This window comes from Streptomyces sp. NBC_01485 (genome assembly GCF_036227125.1).
GTDB lineage: Bacteria > Actinomycetota > Actinomycetes > Streptomycetales > Streptomycetaceae > Streptomyces.
In genome coordinates, this window is record NZ_CP109435.1 from 201,956 (window position 1) to 222,706 (window position 20,751).

A 20,751-nucleotide genomic window follows, 5' to 3' on the forward strand; every position below is an offset into this window, starting at 1 on the left:
GGAAGGGGAAAGCGTGGGCGCACTGGCCGGGCAGCCGTCCGGCAACCCGTTGCTTCCAGGTCACCGCCTCGGCCTGCGCGTACGGCCGGGATCGGGACGGGCCTTGCCATGCCATGCCATGCCACGGAGCAGCAGTCGGCACGGAGCAGTCCCGTCAACGTGGCTCAGTCGGCGCGGGTCAGGCGCGAGGCGTACGTGGGGCCGTGGCTGCCGGAGCCCGTGGACACCAGTGTGGATCCGCAGGTCGGCGCGGAGCGCGGCGAGGCGCTGGAGCTGGCCGTGCTGCTGGTCCTGGAGAAGCTGAATCCCGTGGAGCGGGCGGCCTACGTGCTGCGGGAGGCGTTCGACTATCCGTACGACGAGATCGCGGGCATGCTCCAACTGAGCCAGGCCAACACACGGCAGATCGTGAGCCGGGCCCGCAGGCGGCTGTCCACCGAGCGCCGTGACCCCGTCGGCACCGCGGAGCACCGGCGGCTGCTCGATGCCTTCGTCGCGGCGGCGCAGCACGGAGACGTCGCCGCGCTCGAGCACGTGCTGTCCGCCGATGTGGTCGCCTGCGCGGACGGGAACGGCATGCGCGGCGTGGCACGGCTGGAGGTCGTGGGGGCCGGGCGCGTGGCCGGGATCAGCGCCTTCGCCAAGAAGTTCTTCCCCCAGGCCGACTACAGCGTGGCCGAGGCCAACGGCCGGCCCAGCCTTCTCCTGGTCAAGGACGGGGCCGCCGTTGCCTTGGTGAGCGTCACCGTGGGACCGGACGGTATCGACGGGCTCTACTGGATCCTGGCACCCGACAAACTGCGAGCGTACGAGCAGTCGACACACGGACTCACCGTCCGGCCGTCATAGACCGTGCCGTCGCCATTCGCGGCGACAACGCTCACATCCACAAGACAAGACAGCAGCCAGGTCTTTGACAGCCGCACGCCACGCCACGTGATCGGCGACTTGCTCGGTATTGCAGGGGGTTGTGCAAAACGTTTTGGGTCCTTAGCGTCCGGTGGTCCTGGCCACCGGCAAGGACGCCACCGGCGCGCTGAACGCCCTGCTCACCGGCCCGCTGGAGCGCACGCCCCGGATCGGCCGCTGGTTCGCCGACGCCACCACCCTGGCACTGCTCGGCCTGTCCGTCGCGATCCCGTTCCGGGCCCGGCAGATCAGCCTGGGCGCGGAGGGACAGGTGTACGCCGGCGCCCTGGCGAGCGCGCTCGTGGCGATCAACTTCCATCTGCCGCCGGTCGCCGCCGTCCTGGTGCCGCTCGGCGTCGCCGCCCTCGCCGGGGGCGCGCTGGGCGCGGTGCCGGGGGTGATGAAGGCCCGGCTCGGCGCCAACGAGATCGTCGCCACGCTGATGCTGAACGCCGTGGTCGTGCGGGTCTTCGACTATCTCCTCACCGACCATCTCAAGGCGTCCGGCAGCAGCGCCGCACAGTCCGCCCCGGTGCGCCCCGGCTCGGCGCTGCCCCTCCTGTCCGACTTCTTCGGCGTGCCCCTGGACCAGGCGAACATCGGCCTCTTCGGCATGCTCGCGGTCGCCGCCGCCGTCTGGTTCCTGCTCGCCAGGACCCCGCTCGGCTACCGCATCCGCGTCACCGGCTCCAACCCGGACTTCGCCCGGTACGGCGGCCTCGACGTGCCGCGCACCATCGAGTGGAGCTTCGTCATCGGCGGCGCGCTGGCCGGCCTGGCCGGGGCCCACCTCGCGCTGGGGATCTACGGCGGGCTCCAGCCCGACATGGCCGGCGGCCTGGCCTTCGAGGGCATCGTCGTCGCCCTGCTGAGCCGGGGCAACCCGGTCGGCGTGGTCGCCGCCGCGCTCCTCTACTCGTATCTGCGGGTCGGCGGCGACGTGATGGAGCAGCAGACCGACGTCGGCTCCGAGGCCGTGACCATCATCCAGGCCGTCATCGTGCTGCTCGTGACCGCGCGGGCGCTGCCCGAACTCGTCAAGCGGTACCTCGCCCGAAGGGAGGCACGCTGATGGGCCCCGTCCTCAACGTCGTGCTCAGTGTCGGATTCCTCACGGCGATCCTCGGCGTGTCCACGCCGTATGTCCTCGCCGCCCTCGGCGGGCTGCTGGCCGAGCGGGCCGGCGTGCCCAACATCGCTCTGGAGGGCTCGATGCTGACCGCCGCCTGCGCGGGCGCGCTGGTCGCCGGGTACAGCGGCTCGGTGTGGGCCGGAGCCGCCTGCGGGATCGCGGCCGGCGCACTGCTCGCGCTGCTGCTCGGCGTGCTGCACCTGTATCTCGGCGCGGACGCCATCATCGCGGGCATCGGCCTCAACCTCCTGGCGGCGGGCGCGACCGCGTACACCGTGTACGCGCTGCTCGGCGACAAGGGCGGCACCAGCCGGCTGCACAGCGGCGCGCTGCCCTCGGTCCGGCTGCCGCTGGTCGAGGACGTCCCCGGCCTCGGCGCGGTACTCAGCGGGCAGAACGTGCTGACCTGGGCCGCGCTCGCCGCCGCCCCGCTGGTCGCCTGGCTGCTGTACCGGACCCGGTTCGGCTTCCATCTGCGTGCGGTCGGGGAGCATCCCGAGGCGGCGCGCTCGGTCGGCATCCATGTCCACCGGGTCCAGTTCCGCGCGCTCGCGCTGAGCGGCGCGCTGGCCGGGGCGGCCGGGGTGTTCCTGAGCATGGGCGCCGTGTCCTTCTTCGTCACCGGCATGACCGCGGGCCGCGGCTACATCGCGCTGGCCGCCGTCTTCCTCGGCGCGCTGCGCCCCTGGGGCTGTTCCCGGCCGCCCTCGGCTTCGGCGCCGCCGAGGCACTCGCCGTCCAGCTCGGCAACCTCGCCGTCCCCTCCCAACTGGTCTCCGCGATCCCCTACGTCTTCACCCTGCTGGCCCTCGCGTTCTTCGCCTGGCGCCGCCGTCGCGCGTCCCGTACCGCGGCCGCTCCCACCTCTCGCTCCGTTTTGCCCACCTTGGAGACCCCATGAGCATCCGCGCCGCCCGCGCCCGGATCATCGCCACCGCCGTCGTCCTCGCCGCTCTCCCCGCCCTGTCCGGCACCCCGGCCGCCGCCGCCCACGACAGCGGCGTACGACTGGACTTCCTCGGCGAGCGGGAACTGCCGAACGCGATGGCCTTCCAGGGCACGACGGTCGGTGGTCTGTCGGCCATCGGCTACGACGCGAAGACCGGCGCGTACTACGTGATCAGCGACGACCGGTCCCAGACCGGCCCCGCCCGCTTCTACACCGCCCACGTCGACTTCGCCCAGGGCGGCGCTCTCAAGGGCGTCGAACTCACCGGCACCCACCCGTGGCTGCGCCCGGACGGTACGGCCTTCCCGCCCACCGCGACCGCCACCGCCGCGTCTGCCGCCAGCGTGGCGCCCGACCCGGAGGGCATCGCCGTCGACCCGCGCGACGGCAGCCTGGTCTGGACGAGTGAGGGCGAGCGCATCGTCCCGTCCGACGGCCCCGCCCTCCTCGGTGCCCCCTGGATCCGCCGCGCCACCACGACCGGCGCCTACACCGGACAGCTCCCGCTGCCCCCGCAACTGCACATGAACGCCCAGGAGTTCGGCCCCCGCAAGAACCAGACCCTGGAGGGCGTCACCTTCACCCCGGACGGCCGGCGGATCGTCACCGCCATGGAGGACCCCCTCTACCAGGACGGCGCCGACCCCACCCCCGAGCACGGCGCGCTCACCCGCATCACCGTCCACGACGCGGTCACCGGAGCGCCGCTGACCCAGTACGCCTACCCACTGGAACCGCTCTTCGCCACACCCCCGGCGGGCAGCACCGACACCAACGGCGTCAGCGACCTCGTGGCCCTCGGCCACGACCGCTTCCTGGTCCTGGAACGCGCCTCGATCTTCAGCGACAACAACTGGAAGGCCCGCATCTACCTGGTCGACCTGCACGGTGCCACCGACGTGCTCGGCCGCGACTCCCTCACCGACGCGGCGACGCGTCCCGTCAAGCCGGTCCGCAAGACGCTCGTGACCGACCTCTCCGACGTCCCCGGGCTGTCCCGGGTCGACAACGTCGAGGGCATCACCCTCGGCCCCCGCCTCCCCGACGGCCGCCGCACCGTCGTCCTGGTCTCCGACGACAACTTCGCCGCGCGTGAGGTGACCCAGTTCATCGCCTTCGCGGCCGACGGGATCTGAAGGGTGCAGTCGAAGCGCATCGATACCCGCCAAGCCCTCACTGGTCGGCATCAACCTCCTCACCGCGACACCGATTTTGGCGGTGCTCAGGCTCTTGCCGTGCGGCAACCTCGTTATTAGTCTCCACGGGAATCGATGAGTATCGAAGCGCTTCAACACCTCAACATCTCGTCGCGGAGAGCTGTCGCGAGCAGGTCGGTCCCACGTCGGCAGCACCATGCCCGTACCCGGCGCGAAGGAATGGATGACATGTCAGTCCAAGAGCAGGCGGGCGGGACCGGCAGGACCGTCGTCAACCCCGTGATCCCCGGGTTCCATCCCGATCCGAGCGTCTGCCGGGTGGGTGACGACTACTACCTGGCGTGCTCCAGCTTCGAGTACTTCCCCGGCGTGCCCCTCTTCCACAGTCGCGACCTGGTGCACTGGACGCAGATCGGCAACGCCCTGGACCGGCCGGGGCAACTGGCCATCCCCGTGGAGACGCCGTCCTCCGGCGGGATCTACGCACCCACGCTGCGCCATCACGACGGCCGGTTCTGGCTGATCGTCACCAATGTCTGCGAGGGCGGCGGAAATCTGCTGGTCACCGCCACCGACCCGGTCGGCCCCTGGTCCGACCCGGTCCGGCTGCCCGGTGTCACCGGCATCGACCCCGATCTCGCCTGGGACGAGGACGGCACGTGCTGGTGCACGTTCGCCGGGATCCAGCAGGTGCGCATCGACCCGTACACCGGGGAGACGTTCGGGCCTCCCCGCCCGCTCTGGTCCGGCACGCCCGGCGCCAAGTATCCGGAGGCGCCGCACCTGTACCGGATCGGCGACCACTGGTACCTGCTCATCGCCGAAGGAGGCACCGAGCGCGGCCACGGCGTCTCGGTCGCCCGCGCCGACTCCCCCACCGGCCCCTTCGAGCCGTGCCCGGCCAACCCGATCCTGACGCACCGCAGCCTCGAGCACCCCGTCCAGAACACCGGCCACGCCGACCTGGTGCAGGCGCCCGACGGCTCGTGGTGGATGGTGCTGCTCGGCGTACGACCGCTCGGCGGCACCCCCGGCTGGCACGTACTCGGCCGGGAGACCTTCCTCGCCCCGGTGAGCTGGGCGGACGGCTGGCCGGTCGTCGGCGCGTTGTCGACCGCCATGCCCGTGCCCGCGTGGCCGCTCCGGCCCGGCCCCGTCGCGTCGAACCGCGACGACTTCGACCTCAGTGAGCCGCAGCCGTGCTGGGTGTCGCCGCGTGAGCGTTCCGCCGAGCACTGCACGACGAAGGAGCGCGCCGGCTGGCTGACCCTGCACGCCCGCGACGCCCACGACACGTACGGCACCCGCGGCGCTCGCGGCAGTTCCCTGGACGACTCCGACGCCGTGTTCGTCGGCCGGCGGCAGCAGCATCTGTCGTGCCGGGTGCGCACGTTGATCGACCCCGGGGCCGGGTCCGGCGGATTGGCGGTCCGGTTCGACGAGGAGCACCACTACGACATCGAGGCGGGATCGGGAGAGGTGAGGGTGATCGCCCGGATCGGGCCGCTGCGCACCATCGTGGCGTCCCGTCCCGTGCCCGCCGGGCCTGTGGTGCTCGGCATCGACGTGACCGCCACGCATACGCCCCGCGACGCGCGTTCCGGCCCCGACACCCTCACTCTCGGCTTCGAGGAACCGAACGGCACGTTCACCGTGCTCGGCGCCCTCGACGGCCGGTACCTGTCCACCGAAGTGGCCGGCGGCTTCACCGGCCGGGTGATCGGCATGTACGCCGCGACCGGCACCGTCCACTTCGACTGGTTCGACTACGAGCCGCTCGACCTTCCTACTTCCTAGCGAGAGGAACGGGACATGAGGGACATGCAGCAGATACGGCCCCCCGCGCGGGATCCCGGACGACGAAGCCGCAGACACGGCTTCGAGCGCGTGGCGATGCTCGTGCTGGCGCTGCTCACGGCGGTCGGTCTCGCCGTCGGCACCGCGTTCGCCGCCCCTGGACACGCCGCACCAGCGGGCAGGGGCAAGGTGGTTCCCGCCAACGCCATGGACGCGGTGGCCGCGATGCAGCCCAGCTGGAACCTGGGCAACACCCTGGACGCCATCCCCGACGAGACGTCCTGGGGCAACCCCCTGACCACCAAGGCGACGTTCGACGCCGTCAAGGCGCAGGGCTTCCGCAGCGTCCGGATCCCCGTCACCTGGAGCAACCACCAGTCGGCGACGGCGCCTTACACGATCGACCCGACGTACATGAGCCGGGTCAAGCAGGTGGTCGACCTGGCGTTGGCCGACAACCTCTACGTCGTGCTCAACGTCCACCACGACTCGTGGCAGTGGATCAACAAGATGGCCACCGACCACGACCAGGTGCTGGCCCGTTTCAACGCGACCTGGGACCAGATCGCCACCAAGTTCCGTGATTCGTCACGCCAGTTGCTCTTCGAGAGCGTCAACGAACCCGTCTTCGACAACGCCAGCGACGCCCAGAAGACCCAACTGCTCAACGAGTTGAACACCTCGTTCCACAGCATCGTGCGTCAGAAGGGCGGCGAGAACGCGACCCGCTTCCTCGTCCTGCCCACCCAGGCCTCGTCACCGGACGACCAGCGTGTCATGGACGAACTGGCCACCGCGATCAGCTCGTTGAGCGATGCCAACCTGGTCGCCACCGTGCACTACTACAGCTTCTGGCCGTTCAGCGTGAACATCGCCGGCTACACCCGGTTCGACGCCGAAGTGCAGAAGAACCTCACCGACACCTTCGCCCGGATGCACGACACGTTCGTCGCGAAGGGCGTTCCCGTCTACCTCGGCGAGTACAGCCTGCTCAGCTACCCCGACTACACGCGCACCAACGACATCGTCCAGCGCGGCGAGGCCCTGAAGTACTTCGAGGCGGTCGGTTACGCGGCACGGGTCAACGGGGTCACCACCGCGCTGTGGGACGCCGGTTCGTTCCTGAACCGCAACACGCTCCAGTGGCGGTACGCCGCCCTGTCCGCGCAGATCAAGTCGAGCTGGACGACGCGCTCGGGCACCGCCTCCTCCGACCGGGTCTTCGTGCCGAAAACCGGCGCGATCACGGCCAGGACCCTCACCCTGAACCTGAACGGCACCACGTTCCAGGGGCTTTGGCAGGGCAGCACCCGGCTCACGCAGGGCCGCGACTACACCGTGTCGGGCAGCCAGCTCACGCTGACGGCGACCGCTCTCACCCGGCTGACCGGCAACCGGGACTACGGGGTCAACGCGACGCTCCAGGCCAGGTTCTCCTCCGGGGTCCCCTGGCAGCTCGACGTGACCACGTACGACACCCCGGTCCTGTCGCAGGCGAGCGGAACGACCAACTCCTTCGCCGTCCCGACCCAGTTCCGGGGCGACACCCTGGCGACCATGGAGGCCAAGTACGCGGACGGCCGCAACGCCGGTCCCGCCGACTGGACTTCGTACCAGCAGTTCGACACCGCCTTCGCCCCGGACTACAGCGGCAACGCCCTCACCCTCACCCCCGCCTTCCTCAACGCGGTCAGTGACGGCACACCGGTCACGCTCACCTTCCACTTCTGGAGCGGCGCCACCGTGACGTACCACGTGACCAAGTCGGGAGGGTCGGTCACGGGCACGACGTCCTGAGCACTCGGTAGCGGCAGCGACTCGGGCCGGGATCCGCCACGCGATCCCGGCCCTCACACCCGCCGGCTCAGCTGGGCGGACTGCGCGGTGAGGCCTACGAGGCCGAGGAGTTCGGCCGGCTCGAAGGGGTGGGCGTAGTAGCGCGCGAAGTGGCCCAGCAGGTCCCCGACCCGCCAGCGGCCGTGATCGCGGTTCGCCTGGAGGACGATGCCGATCCTGGCCCGCCACCCGGCGTCCTCCCGTGCGGGATCCTGGCCCAGGACGTCGACGTCGCCTCCGGAGCGCCCCCGGTAGCCTTCGAGGATCTCGATCGTGGTGCTCTTGCCCGCCCCGTTGGGCCCGAGCAGCGCGAACAACTCGCCCTTGTGGACGTCGAGATCGAGTCCGGCCAGCACGTCGCGGGTCCCGTAGCGCATCCGGAGCCCCCTGACGCGGATCGCCGTTTCCTGTTCTCGCGGTGACATCGTTTCCCCCGGTGATCCGAACGGCCTCAGCGGCCTGAACGACCTGACGACATGGTTCGGCCGGGGACGCGGCTGGTCAGGCCCGCCGCCCGGCGAGTTCTTTGCCTCGACATTACCCGGAGGGTCCGACGCCACGACAAGGGGGCCGGGACCCGGTGGCGGATCCCGACCCCCTCCTGTCCGCACGCGGCGTTACAACTCCCTTACCTCATAAGACAGTTCCGAGTCCGTCAGCGTCACCCGCACCGCCCCGTCGTCGCCGCCATCGTCCCCGCTGCGGGTCAGCCGGTACGTGGCCGCCGGGTTTCCGGCGTGGTCCGGAACCGTCACCGTGACGTCGTCGGCGTCCGGGGTCACGAGGAGAGTGAGGCCGTCGAGCCAGTCGCCGTCCGGGCGTTGGTCGTCGGCGGCCATCGGGATGACCGCGCCCGGGCGGACGTACAGCGGGAGGCTGTCGAAGCCGTGGGTCTCGTGGCGCCAGGCCGGGCCCTGGACGCGTTCGCCGGTGAGGAGGTGGGTCCAGGTGCCCTCGGGGAGGTAGAACTCGACCTCGCCGTCGGCGGTGAAGACCGGGGCCACGAGGAGGTCGGGGCCGAGCATGTACTGGCGGTCGAGAGTGCGGCAGGTCGGGTCGTCGGGGAAGTCGAGCAGCATCGGCCGCATGACCGGGACGCCCGTGCGGTGGGCCTCGACGGCGGCGCCGTACAGGTACGGCATGAGGCGGTGCTTGAGCAGGGTGAACTGCCGTGCCACGTCGACCGCTTCGTCGCCGAAGGCCCACGGCACCCGGTAGGAGACGTTGCCGTGCAGACGGCTGTGGGAGGACAACAGGCCGAAGGCCAGCCACCGTTTGAAGACCGCCGGGTCGGGCGTGCCCTCGAAGCCGCCGATGTCGTGCGACCAGAAGCCGAAGCCGGACAGCGACAACGACAGTCCGCCGCGCAGGGATTCGGCCATCGCCGTGAACGACGCGAAGCAGTCGCCGCCCCAGTGCACCGGGAACTGCTGGCCGCCGGCCGTCGCCGAGCGGGCGAACACGACGGCCTCGCCCGCGCCGCGCTCCTTCTCCAGCAGCTCGAAGACGGTGCGGTTGTAGAGGTGCGCGTAGTAGTTGTGCATGCGCTCGGGGTCGGAGCCGTCGTGCCAGACGACGTCGGTCGGCACCCGCTCGCCGAAGTCCGTCTTGAAGCTGTCGACGCCCTGGTCGAGCAGGCGGCGCAGCTTGCCCGCGTACCATTCGCGGGCGGCCGGGTTCGTGAAGTCGACGAGCGCCATGCCGGGTTGCCACAGGTCCCACTGCCACACGTCGCCGTTCGGCCGCCGTACGAGGTAGCCGCCCGCCGCCCCCTCCTCGAACAGGGCGGACTTCTGGGCGATGTAGGGGTTGATCCACATGCTGATGCGCAGGCCCCGGTCCTTGAGGCGGCGCAGCATGCCCTCCGGGTCGGGGAAGACGTCGGCGTCCCACTCGAAGTCCGACCACTGGTACTCGCGCATCCAGAAGCAGTCGAAGTGGAAGACGGACAGCGGGATGTCACGCTCGGCCATGCCGTCGACGAAGGACGTCACCGTCGCCTCGTCGTACTCCGTGCAGAAGGAGGTCGTCAGCCACAGGCCGAACGACCAGGCCGGCGGCAGGGCCGGGCGGCCGGTGAGCGCGGTGTAGCGGCGCAGTACGTCCTTCGGGGTGGGGCCCGCGACGACGTAGAACTCGACGGACTGGTCCTCGACGCTGAACTGGAGCCGGCCGACGGACTCCGAGCCGATCTCGTAGCTCACCTTGCCCGGGTGGTTGACGAGGACGCCGTAGCCGCGCGAGGAGAGGTGGAACGGGATGTTCTTGTAGGCCAGTTCGCTGCTGGTGCCGCCGTCGGCCTGCCAGATGTCGACGGTCTGGCCGTTCCTGACGAACGGGGTGAAGCGTTCGCCGAGGCCGTAGATCTGCTCACCGACGCCGAGCGCGAGCTGCGTGACCATGTGGTGGGCGTCGTCGGGGGTGCTGGCGAAGCCGGCGCCCTTGCTCTCGACTGCCGTGAGCCGGCGGCCTGTCGAGGTGTCGTGGAACTCCATGCCCCACTCCCCCGCCGTGTCGAGACGGACGCTCAGCGGGCCGGTGGCCAGCTCGGTGACCGTGCCGTCCCGGGTCACCCGGGCCCCGCTGCCGCCCTCGGTGGGCAGCAGTTCGAAGTCGGGACCGCGCCGGACCCGCCCCGCGTGGTGCGTGAGGCGTACGCCGATGACGCCCTCGGCGGGCGCGAAGCAGTCGACCGTGATGAGCGGCTGGTTGAGGGTGTCACCCCGGTCCCGGACATGCCGTACGGCGGCGTACGCGGTGAAGCGGTCCTCGGCCGCCCGGATCTGGCGGACCTGGGTGGCGTACGAGGCGCGGACCCCTTCCCGCATCAGCCAGAAACCGTCGGTGAACTTCATGCGGTGGTCCCCCGTGGGGTGAAGGCGCTTCATCGACTGGCGAAGCGACCGGCGGAGTGACTGATGGATGACCGGTGGAATGACCGGTGGAATGACCGGTGGAGCAAATCCTCGAAGCGCTTCGATGCTCCGTACTCGGCCTGCCAGGTGTCAAGTGGGCATGAAAACTCCGTTCAGGAATTCTGCGCATCCACCTTGTGACACCCAAAGCGGTCACTTAATCTCACTGCAACATCGAAGCGCTTCGACGATGCTCGACGCGTTCCCCGAAGGGTTGCCGCAATGACGCCGAACTCGCCCTCCGCTCCCGCCCCCAGCCGGAGAGGTTTCCTCGCCTCCACCGCCGTCGCCGCCGCGGCGGTGGCCGGCGGGATGCCGCTGCTCGCCGCCTGCGGCGGGTCGGAGAACAAGGACCGGGAAGGCACCACCGCCGGCAAGGCGGCCCAGAAGCTGCTGCCCACGTTCGTCGCCAGCGCGCTGGCCAAGCCGGACCTTCCGTCGAAGAACGGCTCGGCGGCCGGCTACACCGGCAAGGTCGACCTCGCGAAGCTGGTCACCTCGGTCCCGGACAGGCTCGGCACCGGCGCCCCCTTCAAGATCATGTCCCCGTTCTGGGGCTCCCCTCCGAAGGCCGGCTGCGCCTACTACACCGCGCTCGACGCGGCGGCGGGCACCAAGGTCACCTGGCAGAACCAGGACGGCAACACCTACGGCGAGAAGCTCGGCGCCGTCCTCGCCGCCAGTTCGATACCCGACATGGTGGTGGTGCCGAGCTGGGAGCTGACCGGGAAGATCCCGAGCGCGGTCACCGCGAAGTTCATGGACCTCGGCCCCTACCTCGCGGGCGACAAGGTCAAGAAGTACCCGAACCTCGCCGCGATCCCCTCCGACTCCTGGCGCATGAGCATCTTCGGCGGCGCGCTGCGCGGCATCCCGATGCCCGCCGCCGGCTCGACGTTCATCGTGCCGTACTACCGCAAGGACATCTTCGACAAGAAGGGCTACTCCGTCCCCAAGTCGCCGGAGGAGTTCCTCACCTGGGCCAAGGAGGCGACCAGCGCCAAGGCCCGGGTGTACGCCTGCGGCGACAACATGATCTGGACCGCCTTCAACATCTTCGGCGTCCGCCCCTCCCAGTCGCTCGGCTGGAACCTGGCCGACGGCAAGCTGACGTACCGCATCGAGCAGCCCGAGTACCTGGAAGCGCTGGAGTGGACCCGCAAGCTGTTCGACGCGGGCGTCGTGCACCCCGACGACCGGGCCCGCTCGGGCGACGCGGGCCAGCGTTTCACCGCGGGCCAGATCCTGATGTTCAACAGCGACCTCTCCGCCTGGTACGCGAAGACGGCCGAACAGGCCGCGTCCAACCCGGACTTCGCCATCGACGGCATGGACCTCTTCGGCGCCGACGGCGGCGACCCGACGCTGTACGCGAGTCAGCCCGCCACCATCTGGTCGTTCATCCGCAAGGGCGCCTCGAAGGCGACGGTCGAGAACGCGCTGGCCGCCGCCGACTTCGCCGCCGCGCCCTACGGCACCAAGGAGCGGATGCTCGTCGACTACGGCGTCGAGGGCACCCACTACACGGTCAAGGAGGGCGTCCCGGTCAAGAACGACCTGGGCAACTCGGAGGTCATCAACGCCTGGGTGATGCTCGCCGCCCCGGCCCCCTACCTCGCCCACCCCGACTTCCCCGAGGTCGCCCGCAAGCAGGTCGAGTGGCAGCAGCGGATGGGCGCCAACGCGACGAAGACCTCCACCTACGGCATGAACATCGTCGAGCCGTCCCGCTACGCCAACCTCGCCACGCCGTTCGAGCAGTTGGAGATCGACTACGTACGCGGCAACCGGAAGCTGTCCGACGTGCAGGGCGCCATCTCCACCTGGAAGTCCTCCGGCGGCGACAAGCTGCGCGCCTGGTACCAGCAGCTCCTCGACCAGAACGGCAGCGGCAACTGATGTCCCTCACGGCCGGAGACAGGCCCAGAACGGCCAAGGTCGCCAAGTCCGCCAAGGGCGCTGCGGGTGACGGGGATTCGGTGGTCTCCACGGCGGACGGTGACGCCTCGCGGAAGCAGAAGAAGGGCCGGGTTCCCTGGCGGATCCGGCTGCGCCGCGACCGCGCGCTCATCCTGATGACGCTGCCCGCGATCGCGCTGGTCCTGCTCTTCAACTACATCCCGCTGCTCGGCAACGTCGTCGCCTTCCAGGACTACGACCCCTATGTCTCCACCAACGGCGTCACGGCGATCTTCCACAGCCCGTGGGTGGGCGTGGAGCAGTTCTCCCGGATGGTCGACGACCCGTTGTTCTGGGGCGCGGCGAAGAACACCATCGTCCTGTTCGTGCTCCAACTGGTGCTGTTCTTCCCGATTCCCATCGCCCTCGCGCTGCTCATCAACAGCGTGGTGCGGCCCCGGGTGCGGGCCGTGGCGCAGGCGATCATGTATCTGCCGCACTTCTTCTCGTGGGTCCTCGTCGTCACCGTGTTCCAGCAGGTGTTCGGCGGGGCGGGCATCATCGCGCAGACCCTCTCCGACCACGGGTGGACCGGCTTCGACCTGATGACGAACGCGGACCTGTTCAAGTACCTGGTCACCGCGCAGGCCGTGTGGAAGGACGCCGGCTGGGGGATCATCGTCTTCCTCGCCGCGCTGGCCGCCGTCAGCACCGACCTGTACGAGGCCGCCGCGATGGACGGGGCCGGGCGCTGGCGCCGTATGTGGCACGTGACGCTGCCGGCGCTGCGGCCGGTGATCGCGCTGCTGCTCGTGCTGCGGGTGGGGGACGCGCTCAGCGTCGGCTTCGAGCAGTTCCTGCTCCAGCGCGACGCGGTCGGCGCGGGCGCCAGCGAGGTCCTCGACACCTATGTGTGGAGCGTCGGCATCCAGAACGGCGACTTCAGTTACGCGGCCGCCGTCGGCCTCGTCAAGGGACTCATCGGCGTCGTACTCGTCCTGGGCGCGAACAAGTTCGCGCATCTGCTGGGCGAGCAGGGGGTGTACAAGAAGTGAGCCTCAACACGCAGCTCATCCGCAGTCTCCAGGCGCCGGCCCGGCCCGTGTGGGAGGAGCCGCCGGGCAAGGCGGGGCTCACCCTGAAGGGCGGCTTCCTCGCGCTGGCCTGCCTGGCGGTGCTCGCCCCGCTGTGGATCGTGATCGTCACCAGCCTTTCCCCGAAGCCGGTGATCGACCGGGTCGGCGGCCTGGTGGTGATCCCCCAGGGCATCACCTTCGTCAACTACACGGAGCTGCTGGGCGGTGGGCAGGTCAGCCGGGCGATGCTGGTCTCGACCGGGGTCACCCTCGTCGGCACGCTGTTCTCGATGACGGTGTCGGTGCTCGCGGCGTACGGGCTGTCGCGGCCGGGCAGCCTCGGGCACCGGTTCCTGCTGATGACGCTGATGGCGACCATGTTCTTCGGGGCCGGCCTCATCCCGACGTATCTGCTCGTGCAGTCGCTGGGTCTGACCGACTCCTATCTGTCCCTGATCCTGCCGAGCGCGGTCAGCGTCTTCAACATCCTGGTCCTGCGGGCCTTCTTCATGGGGATCTCCCCCGAACTCACCGAGTCCGCCCGCATCGACGGGGCCAGTGACCTGCGCATCCTGCTGACCGTCATCATGCCCCTGTCGCGGGCGGTACTGGCCGTCATCTCCCTGTTCTACGCGGTCGGTTACTGGAGCGCCTGGTTCAACGCCTCGATCTATCTCACCGACCAGCAGATGATGCCGCTGCAGAACGTGCTCATCCAGTTGGTCCAGAAGAACACCGAGGCGCCGACCGGCCTTCAGCAGGCGGTCCGTACGGGTCAACTCTCGGCGTTGGGGCTCCAGATGGCCGTCATGGTGCTCGCCCTTGTCCCCGTGGCGATCGCATCGCCCTTCGTGCAGCGGCACTTCAAGAAGGGCATGCTCACGGGCGCGGTCAAGGGCTGACGCCCCTGACGCCCCGTTCATACGGGTAGCCGGCGGTCGGCAGCCCCCTGTCGACTGCCTGCCACCGGCTACCGGCTCGTGGGACCGCCCCGGTCCTGCTCCGTGGACCTCAGGCCAGGCCGACCTGCCGCTGCATCGTCAACTGGTCGAAGAAGAGGAACTCCTCCTCCATGACGCCGCGCCTGTTCAGGACGCCGATGGTGGCCATGTGCAGCGCGAACCGCTTGCCCGTGGGCTGGATGAAACCGCCCTTGCCGTCCGGCATCGGGCCGGTGAAGGTGCCCTCCCACACGCCGGTCACGGCGACGAAGTCGGCCTTGGCGATGCGGACCGGGTGCACCTCGATCTTGATGTCCGGCGCCCACAGGAACTGGGCCTTCATGTCCTCGACATGGATGTCCAGCCCGTCCGTGTAGTGGCCGTCGGGCCAGTGCACACGCACGTCCTGGTCGTGACTCTCGTCGAACCGGTCCCAGTCCTGGTGGGAGTAGACGTCGAAGTCCGCGACGTCGAACATCTCCAGGTTGCGGCGCTCCTCACGGGTGAGGTCCGTCGGCCACGGGAACTCCTCGCGGGTCGTGACCGGGTCCCCCATCTTGCGCCCGTCCCTGAGCCCGCTCCCACTGCCGTAGCCGCCCTTCCCGCCCCTGTGCGTGGTCAGGTCGCGGAAGCGGTCCGCGGCCTGGGCCGGGGTCCCGCCGTCGAGAACGGTGGCGAGAGCCAGAGCGCCGACAGCGGTTCCGGCGGCCCCGCCCCTGAGTACGGCACGACGATCCATGGGTGATCACTCCCGTAGGCGTTGAGGAAATATTTACCTGCGCACACAATTACATACCTTGGTTGCGCACACAAGTAGTCGTTACGATGGGGGCATGCCCGACGACAGCCACAGGCCCGCCCCTCTCCCCCTCACCGCCGACGAGTACGCCCTGGTCAAGGCGCTCCGGCCCGCGATGGCCGCCCTGACCCGCGCTTTCGACACGAACCTGCATCCGCTGGGCCTGACGCACGCCGAGTACATCGTCCTGATGTTCCTGTCCGAGGCCCCCGACCGCGCGCTGCGCCTGGGCGACCTGGCCGGGCTGTGCCACCAGTCCCCCTCCCACACGGGGCGCACCGTGCAGCGCCTGCAGTCCGAGGGGCTGGTCGTCCGGGAACAGTGCAGCCAGGACGCCCGCTCCTTCCGCGCCACCCTCACCGACGCCGGCCTCGCCCGCCTCGAACAGGCCTGGCCGCTGCACATCACGGGCGTCCGCCACCGCCTCTTCGACCAGCTCGAAGGCATCGACGTCGGCAAACTCGCGGCAGCGTTCGAGCGCATCGCCGACACCACTGACTGACCGGCCGGTCAGTTGGTCGGTCAGTCGACCGGTCGGTCCGGCAACCGCGTCACGCCTCGAAGGCGGTCCTGGATACGCTCCGACAATCGGTGACGCCCGACCGGCCGCGGGGGCGGATGAACGCCACCATCCGCTCGTTCAACCGGTTCGCCCCGGGGGTGGGACTGTGTGGAGCGGTCTCCCAGGCGCTCGTACTCGCGGTCTCCCGCACCCGGGACGCCCGCGCCGCCGACGAAGACGAACTCGAGCCGCTGGCGAGCGCGTAGGACACGGGCAAGCAAGGCACACCGGTCACCGGCACACTGATACGGCGGCGCGCCGACTCGTGGACAGGCCGCTCCCCCGCGCCGGCCATCCCTCACGCGGCGCGTCTCCTCGCCCCCGTCGTCCGCACGGGTGCCGGTCCGGGCGCGGGTGCGGCCGTGGGGCGCGGGGCTGGGGCCGGGGTGCGGGCCGGGGTGCGGGTGGGGCGGGCCCGGTAGGTCGTCTTCGTGGGGTCTTTGACGGGCTCGCCGAGCGTGATCCGTCCCGCCGCGTACAGCTCGTCGCACTCGGCCGTGGACAGCGCGACGTAGCAGCCTCCCCGGCCGTTTTCGGCGTCCAACGGCCGCCAGTAGCCGTACACACGGCGTCCGCTGGCGTGCTCGGTCACGAACACCGGTGTGCGCGGATCGGAGACGATGCGCAGGACGTCGGCTCCGGCGCTGCTCAGCGGTACGGCGGGGCGGCGCGCGGCGAAGCGTATGTCGAGGAACTGCTGCTGGTCGGCGGTTGGCGGCATCATCGGTGACCTTTCCTGGGCAGGGACACGAGACCGTCTACCCTGCCGAGCGGAAGTTGATCTCACCTGGGGCATCCTGCATCACGGCACTGACAACGGCCCGCCCCCTGGACCCGGTCAGCCTGTGTCCGCCATTGCGCGTTTACTCGCGGGGCGACGATTCCCCCGCCTCGCGGGCCCACTTCTCGACGACGGGCACGCAGGTCTCGGCGAAGTACTCGTAATCCTCAAGGGTGTTGTAGACGTGGGCGGACAGTCGGAGGTAGCCGAGGCCGTCGAAGCTGGTGAACGCGGCTTCCACGCCCAGTTCGGCGGTCGCACGGTCGCGCAGGGCGTCCGCCGCGATCCGGCTGCTGCCCAGGCCCTCGGGCAGGCGGACCAGGCGCATGCCGGGGACGGGCATCCCGACGTCGACGGGGTCCGCCGGGGTCCCGGCCCGGCCGAAGGCGGCCGCGACGACGTGGGCGCCGTGGTCCGCGAGTTCGTCCATGTACCGGCGGGCGGTGTCCCAGCCCCAGGTGTCGTCGATGAATTCCAGGGCCGTGGGCGCGGCCAGACAGCCCGTGGCGTCGAGCGTGCCCTGGTGGTCGAAGCGGTCCGGGAAGGGTTCGGCCGCGCCCCACGAGTCGATCAGCGGGTGCAGGTCCGTACGCAGCGGTCCTCGGGCGACCAGCGCCGCCGTGCCGCGCGGGGCGCAGCCCCATTTGTGGAGGTTGCCGACCCAGGCGTCGCAGACCAGACCGTCCAGGGGCGCGGCGAGCAGGCCGGGGGCGTGCGCGCCGTCGACGAGCAGGGTGATCCCGCGCCGGGCGGCTTCGGCACCGACGCGTTCGACCGGCATCAGCCGGGCCGTCGCGGAGGTGATCTGGTCCAGGACGATGAGCGCGACGTCGTCGTCCACCTCCGCCATCGCCGCCTGGTACGCCTGCTCGGCGTCGGCTGCCAGGGGTACCCGGGCGGTGCGTACGACGGTCCCCCAGCGGGAGGCCAGCCGCTGCGCGCCCATGGTGACGGCGCCGTAGCCGTGGTCGGTGACGACGATGTCCCCGCCGGGCCGGGCGGCCAGTGCGGCGTAGACGACGCTGGCCCCGGCGCTGGCGTTCGGCACGAGGGCCAGGTCCGTACCGTCGGTCCGCAGGTGTCCGGCGACGGCTGCGCGGGTCGCGGCCATCCGCCCGGGCAGCGCCGGGAACCACGCGACCGGGGCGCGTTCCATCTCGGCCCGCAGGGCGTTCTGCCGCTCCTGCGCCACGCGTGGGACGGCGCCGAACGAGCCGTGGTTGAGATGCCGGCGGCGGGGGTCGAGCGTCCAGGCGGCCATCGCGGGCCGCCCGTCGGGCAGCGTCAACGGTCGGGGCACGGCGGCGACTTCACCCTCGTTCATGGGACTCCGCGGCTTCAGGAACGCCTTCAGGAGAAGAACGACCGCTGCGCCGGCGGACCGGGGGCGAAGGAGGACGGGGCGTTCATGACCCGGTCCAGGTCGCGCTTGATGCGTTCGGCCTCGCCGCGCACCTGGGCGGGCACGTCACCGCGCTCGCTGATGAGGCGATGGTAGATCGGAGTGTCGTCGAAGACGGAGATCACCGAGGCTCTGCTTTCATGGACGGTCGCTGTCGAGACGTCGCCCGACGGCTCAACAGCGGGGCCGTTGGCGCGACATCATCGTATTGTCCCCTATGGGTTCGGTGCGGGTGACCAAGTGACCACGAGAGCACCGGTTCTGCACGGACTCGACACCACACCGCGGCCGGCATCCGGGTGGCGGCGCCTCTCCCCGTCACCGACCACCGAGCCGACGTGTCGACGTCCCGACGGGCCCACGCCCTGCCTGCGCGAACGCCCGACCCGCGCGACACTGAAGCTGCGGACGGGATGGTCCTCGGGGAGGCGCGGAGAGGCCCGGAGAGGAGCGCTGATGGTGAAGCGGCCGACCCTCGCCGAGTCCGTCGGGGCCGGCCGGCGTGCGGCACGGGTCACGGTCGCCGCGGCGGCCGGGTTCTTTCCGGCGGCGTACCTTCTCGATCAGCCGGTGACCGCGCTGTACGCCCTGTTCGCGCCGATCGCGCTCGGCGTGCTCTCGCCGGTGCCGGGATCCGGGCGCCGGCGCGCCCTGACCGTGCTGCTCGCCCTGCCGGTCGCCGCCGCCCTCACCTCCCTCGGCACCGCCCTCGCCGTGCAGACGTGGTCGGCCGTGGCGGGCATGCTGTTCGTCGCGTTCGTGCTGACCTTCGGCGCGGTGTGCGGCCCGCGGCCGGCCGGCACCGCTCCCGGGCTGCAGTTGTTCTACATCCTCGCCTGCTTCCCGCCCTTCGCACCGGAGACCCTGCCCCAGCGTCTGACCGGGGTTGCCGTCGGCGTGACGTTGCTCGTGGTGTGTGAGCTGGTGGTGCTCCCGGACCGGCCGGAGTCGTCGTACCGCGACCGCATCGCCGACACCCTCGACCTCGCGGCCCGGGCCGCCGGCTCCGTGATCCGGACCGGGCGGGGCCCGGAGCCCGGCCTCGCCGTACGGCTGCGGGCGGCCGGCCGGGGCCTGCGTTTCTCGCACCAGCCGAGCGGCGCCCGCCCGACCGGAGCGGGCCGGACGGACCGGGCGCTGGCCCAGGCGGGTTCCGCGACCCGGCGTCTGGTGGACCAACTGGCCGCCCTCACCGAGATGCCTCCCGCACCCACCGACCTGGCCTCGCAGGACCTTCTGCGCGGCACGGCGGCGGCATGCGCCGAGACGGCCCGGTCGCTGCGCCGGACGCGCCCGGCCACAGGTCCCGAGCTGATCGAGGAGATGATCGCCCAGTTCCTGGCCGCGCGCGAGGCCGCCTCGACCGGGCGCACGCCCGCGCCGCACCAGGTGCTGCTGCGGCAGTCGACGGTGCTGACGATCGCGGTCTCGGCCGTGACCGTGCGCACGGCCGTCGCCCTGGCGTTCGGCGGCCGTCGGCCGGTGCACGGCCTGCCCCGGGAGCAGTTCTGGTACGCCCGGACCCCGACGGTCGGCCTCTTCGTCATCCGCCTCGCCGGAAACCTCACGCGGCGCTCCGTCGTCTTCCAGAACGCGCTGCGCACCGCGCTCGGTCTCGCCCTCGCCCGCCTGGTGGCGGGCTCGCTCGACCTGTCGCACGGCTTCTGGGTGCTGCTGACGGTGCTGACCCTGGGGCGTACGACGGCGGGCGCCACCTGGTCCGCCGTCCGCGCGGCCGTCGTAGGCACGCTGGCCGGTGCGCTCGCCGCCGGTCTGCTCCTCATCGGGGCAGGTCAGGCCACCGAGGTGTACGCGTACCTGCTCGTGCCGGTGATGCTGCTCGCCTTCACCGTGGGGCCGCTGGAGGGACCGGCCTGGGCGCAGGGTCTGTTCACCCTGGTCGTGTCCGTGGCGTTCGCCCAGATCGCACCCGTGACGTGGCGGCTCGCGGAGATGCGGGTCGTCGACGTGCTGACGGGGAGCGCGGTGGGGCTGCTGTGCGGGGTTCTCGCCTGGCCCTCCGGGGCCCGCGCCGAGACGCGGCGCAGCATGACGGCCCTGCTCCGGGCGGCGGCGCCGGTGGTGCGGGCGACGACGGCCGCCACGACCGGCTCCGACCCCGCGCGCGTCACGGACACCGTCGACCAGGCGCTCCGGCTGACCCGGCACCGGCTTCGGATGGCGGAGAGCGCGTACGCGCAATACCGCACGGAACCCTCCGGCCCCGCCCCCGAGACCGAGCCCGACTACCTGGCCGCCCTCAACTTCGCCGCGCGCGTCCTGGTCGGCGGCTACTGGCTGCCCCGGACGGCCCAGGCGCACGATCTGCCTCCCGACGCCCTGCGCTGGGTCCGGGACGTCACCGAGGAGGTGGAGACGGCTGCCGTCCGGGCGGCCGACTTCCCTCCCGGCGGCATCCGTCTCCGGCTGACTCCGCCGCCCTCCCCCACGCCGCGGTCCCCGCCTCGGATCCCGGCGCTCCTGGCCGACCTGGAGGTGTGGCTCACCGCGCTCGCGGCGGACCTCCGGACCAGCACCGGCCCCCGGACAACCCGGCCGGCCCCGTCCTGAGTCCAGACTCCCGGGTCCTGAGTCC

Annotated in this window: 16 protein-coding genes and 3 pseudogenes; 12 read left to right on the top strand and 7 right to left on the bottom strand. The window is 70.9% G+C overall.

All coding sequences use genetic code 11. The features are described 5' to 3' along the window. Nucleotides 1-153: 153 nt before the first annotated feature. From OG352_RS00745 to OG352_RS00755, 3 genes and pseudogenes are all read left to right on the top strand, one after another. Nucleotides 154-849: pseudogene (locus tag OG352_RS00745) on the top strand (sigma factor-like helix-turn-helix DNA-binding protein); the annotation flags it as partial. Between the two features lie 151 nt (nt 850-1,000). After that, a complete protein-coding gene (locus OG352_RS00750) occupies nt 1,001-1,981 on the top strand; it encodes an ABC transporter permease (RefSeq protein ID WP_329213200.1) in 981 nt (326 codons plus the stop codon). Then, nucleotides 1,981-2,673 (top strand): annotated as a pseudogene (locus OG352_RS00755) (ABC transporter permease subunit); the annotation flags it as partial. The gene OG352_RS00750 and the pseudogene OG352_RS00755, both read left to right, overlap by 1 nt. Before the next feature lie 11 nt (nt 2,674-2,684). On the opposite strand, the gene OG352_RS00760 reads toward OG352_RS00755, so the two are convergent. Then, a complete protein-coding gene (locus OG352_RS00760) occupies nt 2,685-2,810 on the bottom strand; it encodes a hypothetical protein (RefSeq protein ID WP_329213202.1) in 126 nt (41 codons plus the stop codon). A 128-nt stretch (nt 2,811-2,938) separates the two neighbouring features. On the opposite strand from OG352_RS00760, the gene OG352_RS00765 reads away from it, so the two are divergent. The 3 genes from OG352_RS00765 (at nt 2,939) to OG352_RS00775 (ending at nt 7,741) form a co-directional block, all read left to right on the top strand. Continuing rightward, nucleotides 2,939-4,126, top strand: coding sequence for an esterase-like activity of phytase family protein (locus OG352_RS00765; RefSeq protein ID WP_329213204.1), 1,188 nt, complete (start codon nt 2,939-2,941; stop codon nt 4,124-4,126). Nucleotides 4,127-4,375: 249 nt separating this feature from the next. Continuing rightward, the gene (locus tag OG352_RS00770) at nt 4,376-5,944 is read left to right on the top strand and encodes a glycoside hydrolase family 43 protein (protein WP_329213206.1); all 1,569 of its coding nucleotides are present in this window, start codon (nt 4,376-4,378) and stop codon (nt 5,942-5,944) included. A 24-nt stretch (nt 5,945-5,968) separates the two neighbouring features. Continuing rightward, nucleotides 5,969-7,741, top strand: coding sequence for a cellulase family glycosylhydrolase (locus tag OG352_RS00775; RefSeq protein WP_329223642.1), 1,773 nt, complete (start codon nt 5,969-5,971; stop codon nt 7,739-7,741). Nucleotides 7,742-7,794: 53 nt separating this feature from the next. Here the strand turns inward: OG352_RS00775 and OG352_RS00780 are convergent, their stop codons facing one another. Beyond that, entirely contained in the window at nt 7,795-8,157 is a 363-nt protein-coding gene (locus OG352_RS00780; RefSeq protein WP_443072120.1) for an ATP-binding cassette domain-containing protein, read from the bottom strand. A gap of 240 nt (nt 8,158-8,397) precedes the next feature. Beyond that, a complete protein-coding gene (gene yicI, locus OG352_RS00785; protein WP_329213208.1) occupies nt 8,398-10,635 on the bottom strand; it encodes an alpha-xylosidase in 2,238 nt (745 codons plus the stop codon). 282 nt (nt 10,636-10,917) lie between these two features. Here yicI and OG352_RS00790 point away from each other — a divergent pair, with 282 nt between their 5' ends. The 3 genes from OG352_RS00790 to OG352_RS00800 are packed head-to-tail and all read left to right on the top strand — an operon-like array spanning nt 10,918 to nt 14,572. Next, nucleotides 10,918-12,594 (top strand): extracellular solute-binding protein, encoded by a 1,677-nt coding sequence (locus OG352_RS00790; protein WP_329213210.1) that lies wholly within the window; start codon nt 10,918-10,920, stop codon nt 12,592-12,594. After that, entirely contained in the window at nt 12,594-13,649 is a 1,056-nt protein-coding gene (locus OG352_RS00795) for an ABC transporter permease (RefSeq protein ID WP_329213212.1), read from the top strand. The genes OG352_RS00790 and OG352_RS00795 overlap by 1 nt, the downstream gene beginning before the upstream one ends. After that, on the top strand, nt 13,646-14,572 hold the full coding sequence (locus OG352_RS00800) for a carbohydrate ABC transporter permease (protein WP_329213214.1): 927 nt from the start codon (nt 13,646-13,648) through the stop codon (nt 14,570-14,572). Before OG352_RS00795 ends, OG352_RS00800 begins: the two co-directional genes overlap by 4 nt. Before the next feature lie 109 nt (nt 14,573-14,681). Here OG352_RS00800 and OG352_RS00805 read toward each other — a convergent pair whose 3' ends face one another. Next, nucleotides 14,682-15,350 carry an ester cyclase gene (locus OG352_RS00805; protein ID WP_329213217.1) on the bottom strand — a complete coding sequence of 223 codons (669 nt, stop codon included), beginning with the start codon at nt 15,348-15,350 and terminating at the stop codon, nt 14,682-14,684. 94 nt (nt 15,351-15,444) lie between these two features. Here OG352_RS00805 and OG352_RS00810 point away from each other — a divergent pair, with 94 nt between their 5' ends. After that, the gene (locus OG352_RS00810) at nt 15,445-15,912 is read left to right on the top strand and encodes a MarR family winged helix-turn-helix transcriptional regulator (RefSeq protein WP_329213218.1); all 468 of its coding nucleotides are present in this window, start codon (nt 15,445-15,447) and stop codon (nt 15,910-15,912) included. Between the two features lie 80 nt (nt 15,913-15,992). Beyond that, nucleotides 15,993-16,178: pseudogene (locus OG352_RS00815) on the top strand (MFS transporter); the annotation flags it as partial. Nucleotides 16,179-16,270: 92 nt separating this feature from the next. On the opposite strand, the gene OG352_RS00820 reads toward OG352_RS00815, so the two are convergent. From OG352_RS00820 to OG352_RS00830, 3 genes are all read right to left on the bottom strand, one after another. Continuing rightward, a complete protein-coding gene (locus OG352_RS00820; RefSeq protein ID WP_329213221.1) occupies nt 16,271-16,696 on the bottom strand; it encodes a hypothetical protein in 426 nt (141 codons plus the stop codon). A 139-nt stretch (nt 16,697-16,835) separates the two neighbouring features. Next, nucleotides 16,836-18,077, bottom strand: a complete 1,242-nt coding sequence (locus OG352_RS00825) for an aminotransferase class V-fold PLP-dependent enzyme (RefSeq protein ID WP_329213223.1) — start codon at nt 18,075-18,077, stop codon at nt 16,836-16,838. Nucleotides 18,078-18,103: 26 nt separating this feature from the next. Continuing rightward, complete coding sequence (locus OG352_RS00830) at nt 18,104-18,280, bottom strand: hypothetical protein (RefSeq protein WP_177244641.1); 177 nt, start codon at nt 18,278-18,280, stop codon at nt 18,104-18,106. A 331-nt stretch (nt 18,281-18,611) separates the two neighbouring features. On the opposite strand from OG352_RS00830, the gene OG352_RS00835 reads away from it, so the two are divergent. Then, nucleotides 18,612-20,726: an FUSC family protein gene (locus OG352_RS00835; protein WP_329213228.1), complete on the top strand. Its 2,115-nt coding sequence runs from the start codon at nt 18,612-18,614 to the stop codon at nt 20,724-20,726. The last annotated feature ends 25 nt before the right edge of the window (nt 20,727-20,751 follow it).

Excerpts from the sequence above, each read along its gene's own strand:
- yicI (WP_329213208.1), bottom strand. The coding sequence starts at position 10,635 with ATGAAGTTCACCGACGGTTTCTGGCTGATGCGGGAAGGGGTCCGCGCC.
- OG352_RS00835 (WP_329213228.1), top strand. The coding sequence starts at position 18,612 with ATGGTGAAGCGGCCGACCCTCGCCGAGTCCGTCGGGGCCGGCCGGCGT.
- OG352_RS00790 (WP_329213210.1), top strand. The coding sequence starts at position 10,918 with ATGACGCCGAACTCGCCCTCCGCTCCCGCCCCCAGCCGGAGAGGTTTC.
- OG352_RS00765 (WP_329213204.1), top strand. The coding sequence starts at position 2,939 with ATGAGCATCCGCGCCGCCCGCGCCCGGATCATCGCCACCGCCGTCGTC.
- OG352_RS00780 (WP_443072120.1), bottom strand. The coding sequence starts at position 8,157 with ATGCGCTACGGGACCCGCGACGTGCTGGCCGGACTCGATCTCGACGTC.
- OG352_RS00805 (WP_329213217.1), bottom strand. The coding sequence starts at position 15,350 with ATGGATCGTCGTGCCGTACTCAGGGGCGGGGCCGCCGGAACCGCTGTC.
- OG352_RS00770 (WP_329213206.1), top strand. The coding sequence starts at position 4,376 with ATGTCAGTCCAAGAGCAGGCGGGCGGGACCGGCAGGACCGTCGTCAAC.
- OG352_RS00795 (WP_329213212.1), top strand. The coding sequence starts at position 12,594 with ATGTCCCTCACGGCCGGAGACAGGCCCAGAACGGCCAAGGTCGCCAAG.
- OG352_RS00810 (WP_329213218.1), top strand. The coding sequence starts at position 15,445 with ATGCCCGACGACAGCCACAGGCCCGCCCCTCTCCCCCTCACCGCCGAC.
- OG352_RS00775 (WP_329223642.1), top strand. The coding sequence starts at position 5,969 with ATGCAGCAGATACGGCCCCCCGCGCGGGATCCCGGACGACGAAGCCGC.
- OG352_RS00820 (WP_329213221.1), bottom strand. The coding sequence starts at position 16,696 with ATGATGCCGCCAACCGCCGACCAGCAGCAGTTCCTCGACATACGCTTC.
- OG352_RS00825 (WP_329213223.1), bottom strand. The coding sequence starts at position 18,077 with ATGAACGAGGGTGAAGTCGCCGCCGTGCCCCGACCGTTGACGCTGCCC.